The sequence below is a fragment of the Blautia sp. DFI.1.216 genome, from assembly GCF_020594215.1.
In the GTDB taxonomy this organism is placed as follows: domain Bacteria; phylum Bacillota; class Clostridia; order Lachnospirales; family Lachnospiraceae; genus Blautia_A; species Blautia_A wexlerae.
Genome location: NZ_JAJDML010000026.1, coordinates 22,712 through 35,248 on the forward strand (window position 1 = coordinate 22,712; position 12,537 = coordinate 35,248).

Sequence of the window (12,537 nt, forward strand, 5' to 3'; positions counted from 1 at the left end):
TTTTATTGTTTGAACAACAACGCCGCACTTGCCATACGGCAGTGCGGCGTCTGTATTTGTATTAATAATTAATACTTAATTCTAAGGATTCATTTCCTCTCGATATTTACTTATCGATTAGTCATAAAGGTTAGGAGCGATTTCTTCGCTGTCCATATTTGTGGAATCATACCAGTATCCATCTGTAGGAACATCTTCAAGTTCCTGTCCGTTAGCTGCTGCTGTCAGAGCGTAGATTGCATAGTAACCCATCATCAGAGGAGACTGTGTAACAGCACCGATGAATGTTCCATCCTGTACAGCGGCTTTAATGATAGAACCAGCATCGAAACCAACACCGATAACATCGCCTGCTCCTGCGTCAGAACCAAGAACGTTCAGGTTAGCATTAGCTGCAAGAACACCTTCTGCTGCTGTCTGGTTGGAACCGAAGATAGCGATGCAGTTTTCCTGAGAAAGGATTGCCTGAGCCTCTGTTGAGCAAAGCTCTACAGTTGTCTGTGCAGGAACAGCGACCTGGATAACAACGTCTGCGTCTGCTTCTTTTGCATCTGCACCTTTAGCTGCGTTTACATAGAACTCGTTACCTTTAACTGCAACTGTTTTTCCGTCAGCCTGAATAAGTTCGATCATTTTGTCAATGAATCCGCCACCACGCTGCTGGATGTTCTGACCTGTAGCATCCTGGTTAACTTCACCGATGATAACCTGTCCATCTGCATTAGCTATAACATCTTTGATGGAATTATACATGTTTTCAGCTGCAACAGAACCAGCCTGTGTGTTATCTGTACAAACTTCACATACTACAGATCCTTCCGGAGCATCAGCGATACCTGTATCAAATGTTACTACCGGGATTCCTTTGTCAGCACATTCCTGAAGTGCATCAAGAACAGAAGATGTATCACATGCAGCAAGACCTAATCCGGCCGGCTTTGCAGCGATTGCTGTGTTGATCATGTTAACCTGGTCAGCGATATCAGATTCACTGTTTGGTCCCTGTGCTTTGTATGTAACACCAAGTTCATCAGCAGCTTTCTTCATACCTTCCTGAGCTGCATCCCAGTATGTAGACTGGAAAGATTTAACCATCATCGGGAAATCATAAGCTTCATTAGCTTTCAGATCTTTGAACTGTTCCGGCATATCGGCTGCCATAACGCTTGATGCGGACATACCTGCTACCATTGCTGCACACATAACTAATGCGATCACTTTTTTTGCTTTCATTTAAAATTTCCTCCTTTTAAATATACATTTTTAATATAGTTTTTTTATAAATGATACCCCGGAGGCTTCCTCTCTCGTTCCGCCTTCCCCAAAATACACATATGACAATACTGTCGCCGAACATCCCCTGGAAGCCCTCCGTTGTTTCATATCCTGCTGTTTTGCATCTGTCGTAAGATGCATTTTTCTTTATTCAGTTTTGAAAATTATTTTGCTGCTGCTTTCTTTTCTTTCATGATATCGATCAGTACTGCAATGATAAGAACTGCACCTGTAATGATCTGCTGCCAGTTTGCCTGAAGTCCGATATATGGAAGACCGGTTTTCAGAAGCATGATAACGAAGATACCGGCTAAAGTACCGATTACTGATCCATAACCACCTGTTGCTGCAACACCACCTACGAATACTCCACCGATGGCATCCATTTCAAGTCCTGCACCGGTACCAGGCTGTACAGTTGGTGTAACTGCCGCATATGCGATAGCTGCAAGACCTGTGAAGAGTCCGCATACTACATATACCATAACATGATAGAATTTAACGTTGATTCCCGAAAGAGCTGCTGCTTCTTTATTGGAACCGATCGCGATCGTATAACGACCGAATTTTGTATGATTCAGAACATATTCCATTACAAGGACCAGAATGATCATCCATAAGAAACCGATAGGATAACGGGAAGCACTTCTTCCTGTTCCAACTGTAATCTTAAAGATTGAATGAAACCATCCGCCCTCCTGTGTAAGTCCCGGCCAGGGAGTGGCACTGCACAGGGATCCTGCACCTCGGGTAATCATACAGGTACAAAGTGTTGCAAGGAATGGCGGCAGGTTCATAATACCGATCAGCACACCATTTGCTGCTCCTACAATAATTCCAAGTACAATGCAAAGTAACATTGCAAGTACAACCGGAAGATTATTATTTCTTACCAGAGATCCTGCGATCAATGCGTAACATACCATACCTGTTCCGATTGACAGGTCTACACCTCCTGTAATAAGAGGGAATGTAACACCGATTGCCATCAGAAGATCATAATATGAGAAATCCAGCATACTCAGGATTGTGGTATACTGTCTGAACTCCCTGCTCTTAAAGGAGAAAATTGCAAACAGTACAATAATAACCAGTAATACAATAAATCTCTGATCACTTAAAATACTTTTTTTCTTCTTAGTCATGACTTTCCTCCTTAATTGATGTTCCGTGTTGCATGATTCATAATGTGTTCCTGTGTAGCTTCGGAAATATCAATATTTCCTGTAATCTTACCTTCACACATAACGATAATACGGTCACTCATACGGAGAACTTCTGTCATTTCAGAAGAAATCATGATAATAGATTTACCTTCTGCAGCCAGTCTGTTCATTAACTTGTAAATTTCATTCTTGGCACCAACATCAATACCTCTGGTCGGCTCATCAAAAATAAGAATCTCACTGTCTCGTGTCAGCCATTTTGCGATAACGACCTTCTGCTGGTTACCACCGGAAAGATTGACTACCAGCTGCTCGCAGTTTGGAGTTTTGGTTGCCAGCTCTTTAACGTATTTCTCTGAAACCTCTTTTTCTTTTGATTTATTAATGAAGATACCACTGGTAAATTCTTCCATGGTTGCCAGCGTAGTATTCTCTGTTACAGATTTCTGTACGACACAACCATATCTTCTTCTGTCCTCTGACAGATAACCAATACCATATTTAACTGCATCCTGAGGACTGTTGATAGTTACCTCGCGAAGCTGTCCGTCTTTTCCCCTTATAGAGATCTTTCCACTCTGTTTCGGGTCAGCACCAAACAGTGCTCTTGCTGTCTCAGTACGTCCGGCTCCCATCAGTCCTGAGAAACCAAGAATCTCACCTTTGCGAAGTTCAAAGCTTACATTCTGAACCATCTTACCTGCATTCAGGTTCTCTACCTTAAGAACAACAGGTGCATCCGGTGCAACCATGCTGTGTTCCTTAGGATCTTCATAAATGACACGTCCAACCATCATGTTGATGATGTCTTCTTTTGTACTGTCTGCTGTGATCAGCGTTCCTACATAACCACCATCTCGCATGACTGTTACTCTGTCAGTGATCGTTTTAATCTCATCCATACGGTGGGAAATATAAACGATTCCAAGACCTTTCTTACGAAGATCACGGATAATCTCGAATAAGTCTGCAATCTCTTTCTCTGTCAGTGCTGCTGACGGCTCATCAAAGATAATAACCTCTGCTTTGTGGGAAATAGCCTTTGCGATCTCACACATCTGCTGTTTTCCGACGGTAAGATTGTTCATCTTTTCTTTTGGATTGATTTCAATGTTCAGTTCTTGAAAGAGTTTTTTGGAATCTTCGATCATTTTCTTATCATCAATGCTGAACCCTTTCTTTGGTTCACGTCCGATAAAAATATTCTGAGCTACGGTAAGATCACCTACCATGTTCAGCTCCTGATGCACGATTACAACACCTGCATCCTGCGCTTCTCTTGTGTTATGGAATTCAGTTTCCTTTCCTTTATAGGTAATGGATCCTGAATCTTTCTGATAAATACCGGTAAGAACTTTCATCAATGTAGACTTTCCGGCACCGTTTTCTCCCATAAGAGCATGTACTTCGCCGCGTTTCACTTCAAAATTAACGTGATCCAGAGCATGAACTCCAGGAAAGGACTTATCAATGTCCTTCATAGTCAAAATAACTTCACCCATTGTTACATCCTCCCTTCCGATCAGTTCTTTCTGCGTCTTGCAGAAACGTCGACATAAACTGCTACAATTACGATAAGTCCTGTGATGATCATCTGCTGACCTTTACCAAGACCAAATGCCATGATACCCTGCTGAAGAAGAGAAATGATAAATACACCGATGACTGTACCGCCGATAGAAGCAAGTCCGCCAACCATGGATGTACCACCCATTACACAGCCTGCAATCGCTTCATTGTTGTACTGATCGCCGTATCCAGGCTGAACAGTTGTATAAGCGCCAACAAAGAAAATTGCTCCGATTCCTACAAGAACACCGCAGATCACATAAGCAAGCATTCTCCATTTTTTTGTATTAACACCGCTGAGTCTTACTGCTTCGCTGTTAGAACCAAGACAAAGGATATAACGTCCCGGTTTTGTGTTATAAAGAATAATCCCACAGATCACTGCTGCTGCCAGGAAAATCACAAGTCCTACAGGGAATCCCTTATAGGAGATAAGATTTCTGAACCATCCGTTTACAGGATCACTTCCCAGCGGCCAGCTGACGGACTGTGTCTTTGTAAATACAGATGCAATACCTTTTGCAATGTTCATAGATGCCATGGAAATGATAAATGGCGGAACTGACATATAAGATACCATCCAGCCATTAAACACGCCAAATGCAAATCCGATCAAGATACAGATCACCATTGCTGCTGCACAAGGTACATGATAAGATGTCATGCAGTAACCTGAGATCAGGGCACAGCAGAACATTACCGGTCCAATGGAGAAATCGATTCCTCCAGTGGCAATTACAAATGTTACTCCAAGTGACAGAAAGCCCAGGAAGTATACATAGTTCAAAGTAGATTTGATACTGTCACCTACAGGGAACTTACTTCCCAGAACTACTTTGAAGACTACGAACATAAGAACCAGAATACATGCTAACAGGATTCTGTTCAGACCGAGTTTCTTCACAATTGGATTTTGTTTCAACTTTTCCAAGTTTTTCACCCTCCTTACGTTATTTCGTATCTCTCTTTGTTTTCTATATCTTACCTTACCAGTCGGATAATTGTAATGAAATATCTTCCAAAAAAAGGTTAAATATTTCCTTTTTTTCATCCGGAAATATTTAACCTTTTTGCTTCTTTTATCCTTATATTACGCAGTCGTTTCAACGCGTCAGTCAGCTAAACGGGAAGATCAGCCGTTCAATATCACTGTTATACATATTCTCCGGCGTAACCAGCTCACATCCTGAATCAATATTCTTCTCTACTGCATCCCCGTTAAGCATATGAATGGTTTCTTCCACTCCGATATACCCCATCCGGAATGCTTTCTGCACAATAATTCCCTTATAAACGCCCATTTCCATAAGATTGATGGCCTCCTGAGAACAGTCCACACCAACTACTGCGATCTTATCTTTCGCTCCTGCATCACTGACTGCTCTTCCCACACCAACTGCAGAATATTCGTTCATTCCTGCAATCAGTTCCAGATCCGGATATTTCCTCATCAGTTCCTGCGCCAGTTCATAGGATTTCTCATAGAGTGAGTTACAGTAGACAATATCTACTATGTTATCAGCATAGTCACCAAGGCCTTCCCTGAATCCCTGTTCTCTCTCCACAGCTGTAGAAACACCTTTTACATGGCTGACAATGGCTATCTTTGAATCTTTATCGATTAATTTTCTGGCATACTCTCCTAACATCCTGCCCGCATTCACATTATCTGTGGCAACTGTGAGATCCTGCAGTTTTTCTTTTGTATAGGAATCAATATAGGTAATACGGATTCCTTTTTCTTTTGCTTCCTTCAGAAGTTCGTCTGATGAATCCATGCTGGAAGGGGAAAACAGAATCGCATCCGGTTTCTGCTCAATGGCTTTTTTCAGAAGTTTATTCTGTTCTTCTATATTCTCTTCTTTATCCGGAGCCAGGATTTCAAGGTCAGATTCATATTCCTCTGCCGCCATCTTACAGCCGGATATTACCGAAGTCCAGAAATCATTGGTATTATCCCTAATCTTTGGAATATAAATGAGGGAGCATTTTTTTGTCTGTGTTGCCTCCGGTTTCAGGATTCCGGCAAAAATCACCACTGCTGCCGCCATAAGGATTGCAACTGTTATAATCTCTTTTTTATGACTTTTCATGGGATTCCTCCTGTATTCCGGGAATTACAACAGATGCTGTGGTTCCCTTTCCTTTTTCACTGTGATAGATAATGCCATAATCTTTTCCATAATATAAAACCAGACGCTGCTGCACATTGTACACCCCAACTCCATTGGAACGGTAATTCACCTTATGCTTATCATAAATATGTTTCAGGGTTTCCTCATCCATTCCCACACCATCGTCCGTAATATCGATTACTGCATTCTCACCTTTCATATATCCATGTACTGTCAACAGTCCTTTACTGTCTTTATATTTTAAGCCATGATAAATTGCATTCTCCACGAGCGGCTGCAATACCAGACGAATGATAGGTACCTGTGTAATGGATGGATCTGCCTTTATCTCAAATTCCAGCTTATCCTTGTAGCGCATCTTCTGGATCGTGAGGTAACTTCTGACATATTCAATCTCCTGTCCGACTGTTACAAGCTCATCCTCATTGCTGATACTCTGTCTGAGCAGTCGCGCCAGAGAAGCCGTCATTATCACCACTTCCTCATTCTTCTTTCCTTCAGCCATCCAGATAATAGAATCCAGCGTATTATACAGAAAATGTGGATTGATCTGCGACTGCAGGGCTTTCAGTTCTATTTTTCTCTTCTGCTCCTGCTCCTTTACATTCTGCTCCATTAATTCCCGTATCCTGTGCGTCATCACATTAAAAGATCTGGTAAGACTTCCTATTTCATTGTCGGAAATAACCTCTATATCTTCAATATCAAAATTTCCTTTCTGCACACTTTTCATGGAATCGCGAAGCTTCTGGATCGGCAGCGTAATATTTCTGGCAATCAGGCTGGAAATCAGAAGAGCAACTATGATCAGCCCCACTGCTACCAGCACATAAATACTTCTTGTCTGTCTGCTGTTTCGTAAAAGTTCAGACATATTCATGCATCCCACAATAGTCCATCCTGTGATATCAGAATGGGACAGTGCATAAATTTTCTCGTCATCTCCCTTTCCGACAGTAACAATATCTGATTTTGCATTCATAACAAGTGAAATGTTCTCTGTCTGCAGTTCATTATATAACTGCTGCTGTTGTGGATGATAAACGATATTTCCATTCTGATCAAGAATAAAAACATATCCTTTATCTCCCATGCTGCTCTGTGCACAGAGTTCACTGATCGCACTGTAATTCAGATCCAGAAAAACTACTCCATCCTCTGCTTCTGTTCCTGTATAATTGCGGATTCCTCTGCTGAGTGTGATGACCCATGGTCTTTCTCCCTTTATCACATTCTGCACATGAGATGATGTCAGATTATACCGGTCATATTTTCCGACTGCATCTGCATACCATGGCTGTGTATTAAGATCTACATATGTATTTCTCACAGATAATCCATTGTCAAACAGAGATGGAGAGTTCTTATCCTCTCTGACAATCCCGATATTTCTGATATCCGCCCTGCCCTTCAGGATTGTTTTAAACTGTTCCACAAGACGCTGTCTGTATTCACTGTAATTTTCATCCTTTGTGGCTCCATATCCTTTTTCACTGTACAGATATTTATAAGCATCACCGCTTTGCGCGATCACTGACGCAATATTATCCATATAACTGATATACGAATCTATATTCTGATTCAGCTGTTTGATGATCGTCTGTGTATACATGACAGAATTTTCATAAATAGATGAATTCGTATATCTCAGAGATACCACTGTCACAACCAGCACAGCACTTAATACCAGGATCGACACCGCACAGAAAATAGAACTCTGAATACTCTTAAATTTTGAAGAAATCTTCATCGGCGTTTCTCCCTTGCATATTCGGTAGGTGTTTTTCCTGTCATCTTCTTAAATGAAATTCCGAAATAGTGTGGATCTGAAAATCCTACTTTTTCCGCAATCTCATAATTCTTCAGAGTTGTATTCTCTAGGAGTTCCTTCGCCTTCTCCATTCTGATCCTGGTAAGTGATTCGACAAATGTTTCCCCTGTCATCTCCTTAAAAATAGTACTGAAATAGCTGGTACTGATATTCAGATAAGAACAGATACTGTTCAGACTCAGATCCGGATCCATATAATTTTTCCGGATATAATCCATAGCCATCATTCCCTGCCTCTGGCCGCTGGAACTATTCAGATCCTGAAGTGATTCAAATACTCCTTCAGCATACTCCTTCACCAATGTCACTGCTTTATCAAAGGTTTTTGCCTGAGAAACTTCTTTCAGAAGCTTCTCTCTCTGAGCAATGATCTTTTCCGGATCATCACTCAGGGACTGGCAGGTATTTCCGATGGCACGTATCACCTGCTGAAGATAAATGCAGGCATAGCTTTTCTCCACCAGTGCCCCTTTGATCTCATGCTCGATCTGCTCCAGGATTTCTGTCACTTTCTGCCTGTTTCCGACCTTTATCTCTTCTGTCAGTGTTTCCAGAGATTTTATAAGATTAATACTGTTGTCCGTTTTCTTTTCTTCCATATCCAAAAGGAGGCTGCCTCCCAGCAGATACCGATAGCCAATGGCTTTCTCAGCAAGCTTATAGGAATAGACCAGTTCCTGAGGTGATCTCACCCAGCTTCCGATTCCTATAGAAGTTTCAATCCCAATCACTTCTTTTACTTTCTGCTGGATTTCCTGACAGATACTATGTATTTTGTCTCCGAATTCTCTGGATCTGCATCCTGTAAATATAATGCATACCCGATTGCTGCCTTCCTGATAAGCAACACCTGCATTCTCTCTGGTAACAATTTCATTTCCTATATTAAAAAGTACAAAGGACATCAGTGCGCTTTCCTGCTGTTTATGCATATCTACCTGATACATTTCTGAGTAAGTGTCCATATCAAAAACAGCTACTCTGTAGCTAGAACAGTCAAAGCTGATCCCCAGCTTTTTCAGTTCTAGAAGACTTACCTGTACATCTCTTGTACAATTTACAAGAGTCTCCAGTGCTTTCGATCGGATGACATCCACATTCTTGTGATAATCCTTTGAAGTCTGCGACAGGGATTCCATTTTTTTCTGTTCTTTTTTTCTGGAATCCAGCTTTTCTTTCATATTCCGGAGCACTTTTGTCAGTTCCATTGCTGTGACAGGTTTGAGCATATATTCACTTACATTATAACGGATTGCTTTCTTCGCATATTCAAATTCCCCAAAACCGCTGAATATAACAATAAGAATATCCGGATAATTATCATGAAGAAACTCGCTCAGTTCCATACCATCCATATAAGGCATACAGATATCTGTCAATACAACATCCACCTTGTGGCTCTGCACAAATTCCACTGCCTGTCTGCCATTCTCACAATCCCCCACAAGCTCACAGTCCAGGCTTTTCCAGTCAATGTTCTCCCTGATTGCATCCCTGACCAGGATTTCGTCGTCTACCAATAATATTTTGTACATATTAAATTTTATCCCCCATAAGATCAGGCATCATCCCCTGCCTGATAACCCAAATAAAAATGTTACTGTTCACTCCGTTCACACTAACTTAGCCAAAATTCATTCCAGATTGCCTGCGGCAATGGAATTTTGGCTTAAAACTACTACATCCTTTTACTTATTTAACCGAATCAGGTAAGTCCTCTGCCAGGCAGCTATTCGGTTATGAGCAAACAGCAAAGTAAATTTCAAATATCCGCTTGATTCGCTATAATGATAATAGCATATTTATACTATTTTTTCAATTTTTCAATATATTTTTTGTGCATTTCATACAACTCCGTGTGTTACTGTTTCCTCCGCTGTAAACTATAAAAATTTACTCTTTTTGCGTAAAATATTGCCTTGAATAATCTGATTTTTTTCATTAAACTGTTTACAATGATTTTCAGAATTTTGAAAGGAGAATACGAATTATGTTAAAGGGAATTCCTGAAATTTTATCACCGGAATTATTAAAAGTTTTATGTGAAATGGGACACAGCGATCGTCTTGTTATCGCAGACGGTAACTTCCCTGTTGAATCTATGGGAAAGAATGCCATCACTATCCGCTGTGACGGACATGGTGTACCGGAAATCCTGGATGCAATCCTCAAACTGTTTCCACTGGATACTTATGTAGAGCATCCTGTAAATCTCATGGAAGTTATGCCTGGCGATAATGTAGAAACACCAATCTGGGATACATATAAAGAAATCGTTGCCAAATATGACGAGCGCGGCGATAAAGCGGTTGGAAATATTGAACGTTTCGCTTTCTATGAAGAAGCCAAAACTGCATATTGCATTATTTCCACAAGCGAAAAAGCTCTGTATGCAAATATAATGCTTCAGAAAGGTGTTGTAATCAACAACTGACTTTGCTTTATCTTTTCGTTACTGTTCACAGTAACGTAGCCAAAATTCATTCCAGATTGCCTGCGGCAATGGAATTTTGACTTGTATGTCTCGGGATTTTGGCATATTCATGCCAAATATCATTTTTACACATTATACACACATCACACATACATATATATACAACAGGCTGGTATCTGTACACACAGATATCAGTTTGTTTTTTTGATTCCCCCTGATACAAACAGCCGCCCAAAGTCAGATCATCTCCAACTCCGGGCGGCCGATATACATTCTTACATATTGGTTTTATTTATTATTTGTAAAGAGGTCCATAATTCTTGCATGCTCTGAAATCTGCACCTTCTTTATCCATTCCAAATGCATTCCATGCTGCCGGACGATAGATATCTTTCTCAGGAACATTGTGCATGGATACAGGAATTCTCAGCATAGAGCACATTGTGATAAGATCTGCACCAATGTGTCCGTAGGAGATTGCTCCATGGTTTGCACCCCAGTTGTTCATTACATCATAAGCTGTCTTGAACGGTCCTTCTTTGCCATCGCATCTTGGAGCAAACCATGTACATGGCCATGTATAGTCTGTACGTTTCCACAGCTTGTCAGATACTTCTTCAGGAAGAGCTACTGTCCATCCTTCAGCGATTTGCAGAACCGGTCCAAGTCCTTTTACAAGGTTCAGACGGATCATTGTTGCAGGCATCTGGGCACGTGTTTCATAACGGCTGGAGTATCCGCCTCCACGGAAATATCCGTTGTCAGCCATACACCATTCTGTGTTTTCCATGATTGCTTTCTGGTCTTCTTCTGTGATATCCCACCACTGTTTCATAACAGCTGTTCCATCAGCTTCTTTTGCTTCTCCGTTAGCATCAAGGCAGGCAGCACCGGAGTTGATCAGGTGAAGGAAACCGCCGGCTTCTTTTGCTACGCCCTCAAGGTCATATCCTGTAGCTTTCTTAACAGCCTCCGGGCTCCAGTATGTACGAACATCAGCGAAAATCTGTGCTCTGTTTGTAAGAAGTTTCATGAACAGCATTCCAAGTCCGTTAAGAACATCGTTCTCTGTAGCCAGGATGTATGGTTCACGTGCTCCGTTCCAGTCAAAGGAGGTGTTCAGCATAGCTTCTGCAAAGTCACCGTTCGGATAGAAATCTGTCCACTGTCTCTGTCCCTGGAAACCGGCTGCCAGAGCATTGTGTCCGATTGCTTCTTCGGAGAATTTAGGATCAAGGTTGTCACAGCCGTTCATCAGTTCTTTGATGATAACTGCCATCTTAACAACAAACTCGAACTGCTCTTCTTTCTTTTCAGCTGAGAACTGAAGTTCTTCAGGGTTCTTATCCCAGCCGATCTTACAGGTTTCTTTTGCCCATTTCAGAGCTTTATCAAATTCTGCGTGATCATAGATACCTTCTGTCATACGACGGATGATCTCTACCTCATCAACAGACTCAACTCTCATTCCAAGATAAGATTCGATGAAATCGGAATCAATGATAGATCCACCGATACCCATTGTTACAGAACCGATCTGCAGATAGGATTTTCCTCTCATGGATGCTGCTGCAACTGCTGCGCGGCCGAATCTTAACAGTTTTTCTTTAACGTCTTCCGGAATAGATGTGTCATCAGCTTCCTGAACATCATGTCCATAGATACCGAATGCCGGAAGTCCTTTCTGTGCATGTGTTGCAAGTACAGATGCAAGGTATACAGCACCAGGTCTTTCTGTTCCGTTGAATCCCCATACAGCTTTGATCGTCTGTGGATCCATATCCATTGTCTCAGCGCCGTAGCACCAGCATGGTGTAACTGTAAGAGTGATATCTACGCCTTCTTTACGGAATTTATCTGCACATGCAGCGCTCTCGCCAACACGTCCGATGGTTGTATCAGCGATTACAACTTTAACCGGTTCACCGTTGGAATATCTTAAATTCTCTTCAAATAATTTAGCAGCTGATTTCGCCATATTCATTGTCTGATCTTCCAGAGATCCACGAACATCCAGTGCTCCTCTACGACCATCGATAGTAGGTCTGATACCAATTACCGGATAGCTGCCAATTAATCTGCTCTTTGCCATAATAAAATACCTCCTGATAAATTATTGTAATATTC

The 12,537-nt window shown here is 41.4% G+C and carries 9 protein-coding genes; 1 reads left to right on the forward strand and 8 read right to left on the reverse strand.

What is annotated here, in order from left to right; translation table 11 throughout:
- Positions 1 to 117 precede the first annotated feature (117 nt).
- The 7 genes from LJE11_RS11245 to LJE11_RS11275 all read right to left on the reverse strand — a co-directional run bounded on the left by LJE11_RS11245 (position 118) and on the right by LJE11_RS11275 (position 9,511).
- Entirely contained in the window at positions 118 to 1,233 is a 1,116-nt protein-coding gene (locus LJE11_RS11245; RefSeq protein WP_055150866.1) for a substrate-binding domain-containing protein, read from the reverse strand.
- 206 nt (positions 1,234 to 1,439) lie between these two features.
- A complete protein-coding gene (locus LJE11_RS11250; RefSeq protein ID WP_008705556.1) occupies positions 1,440 to 2,420 on the reverse strand; it encodes an ABC transporter permease in 981 nt (326 codons plus the stop codon).
- A gap of 11 nt (positions 2,421 to 2,431) precedes the next feature.
- A complete protein-coding gene (locus tag LJE11_RS11255) occupies positions 2,432 to 3,943 on the reverse strand; it encodes a sugar ABC transporter ATP-binding protein (protein ID WP_008705558.1) in 1,512 nt (503 codons plus the stop codon).
- A 20-nt stretch (positions 3,944 to 3,963) separates the two neighbouring features.
- Complete coding sequence (locus LJE11_RS11260) at positions 3,964 to 4,941, reverse strand: ABC transporter permease (protein WP_008705559.1); 978 nt, start codon at positions 4,939 to 4,941, stop codon at positions 3,964 to 3,966.
- Positions 4,942 to 5,125: 184 nt separating this feature from the next.
- Positions 5,126 to 6,103, reverse strand: coding sequence for a substrate-binding domain-containing protein (locus LJE11_RS11265; RefSeq protein WP_008705560.1), 978 nt, complete (start codon positions 6,101 to 6,103; stop codon positions 5,126 to 5,128).
- Complete coding sequence (locus tag LJE11_RS11270) at positions 6,090 to 7,895, reverse strand: sensor histidine kinase (protein ID WP_008705561.1); 1,806 nt, start codon at positions 7,893 to 7,895, stop codon at positions 6,090 to 6,092. Before LJE11_RS11270 ends, LJE11_RS11265 begins: the two co-directional genes overlap by 14 nt.
- Positions 7,892 to 9,511 (reverse strand): response regulator, encoded by a 1,620-nt coding sequence (locus tag LJE11_RS11275; RefSeq protein WP_008705562.1) that lies wholly within the window; start codon positions 9,509 to 9,511, stop codon positions 7,892 to 7,894. Before LJE11_RS11275 ends, LJE11_RS11270 begins: the two co-directional genes overlap by 4 nt.
- A 455-nt stretch (positions 9,512 to 9,966) precedes the next feature.
- Between LJE11_RS11275 and LJE11_RS11280 the strand changes: the two genes are divergently transcribed.
- A complete protein-coding gene (locus LJE11_RS11280; protein ID WP_008708382.1) occupies positions 9,967 to 10,410 on the forward strand; it encodes an RbsD/FucU family protein in 444 nt (147 codons plus the stop codon).
- A 295-nt stretch (positions 10,411 to 10,705) separates the two neighbouring features.
- Here LJE11_RS11280 and LJE11_RS11285 read toward each other — a convergent pair whose 3' ends face one another.
- Positions 10,706 to 12,502: an L-fucose isomerase gene (locus LJE11_RS11285; RefSeq protein WP_008705563.1), complete on the reverse strand. Its 1,797-nt coding sequence runs from the start codon at positions 12,500 to 12,502 to the stop codon at positions 10,706 to 10,708.
- Between the last annotated feature and the right edge of the window lie 35 nt (positions 12,503 to 12,537).

Bases quoted from the DNA above. Each gene is read 5' to 3' on its own strand.
- LJE11_RS11255 (WP_008705558.1), bottom strand. From the start codon at position 3,943: ATGGGTGAAGTTATTTTGACTATGAAGGACATTGATAAGTCCTTTCCT.
- LJE11_RS11270 (WP_008705561.1), bottom strand. From the start codon at position 7,895: ATGAAGATTTCTTCAAAATTTAAGAGTATTCAGAGTTCTATTTTCTGT.
- LJE11_RS11285 (WP_008705563.1), bottom strand. From the start codon at position 12,502: ATGGCAAAGAGCAGATTAATTGGCAGCTATCCGGTAATTGGTATCAGA.
- LJE11_RS11280 (WP_008708382.1), top strand. From the start codon at position 9,967: ATGTTAAAGGGAATTCCTGAAATTTTATCACCGGAATTATTAAAAGTT.
- LJE11_RS11245 (WP_055150866.1), bottom strand. From the start codon at position 1,233: ATGAAAGCAAAAAAAGTGATCGCATTAGTTATGTGTGCAGCAATGGTA.
- LJE11_RS11265 (WP_008705560.1), bottom strand. From the start codon at position 6,103: ATGAAAAGTCATAAAAAAGAGATTATAACAGTTGCAATCCTTATGGCG.
- LJE11_RS11250 (WP_008705556.1), bottom strand. From the start codon at position 2,420: ATGACTAAGAAGAAAAAAAGTATTTTAAGTGATCAGAGATTTATTGTA.
- LJE11_RS11275 (WP_008705562.1), bottom strand. From the start codon at position 9,511: ATGTACAAAATATTATTGGTAGACGACGAAATCCTGGTCAGGGATGCA.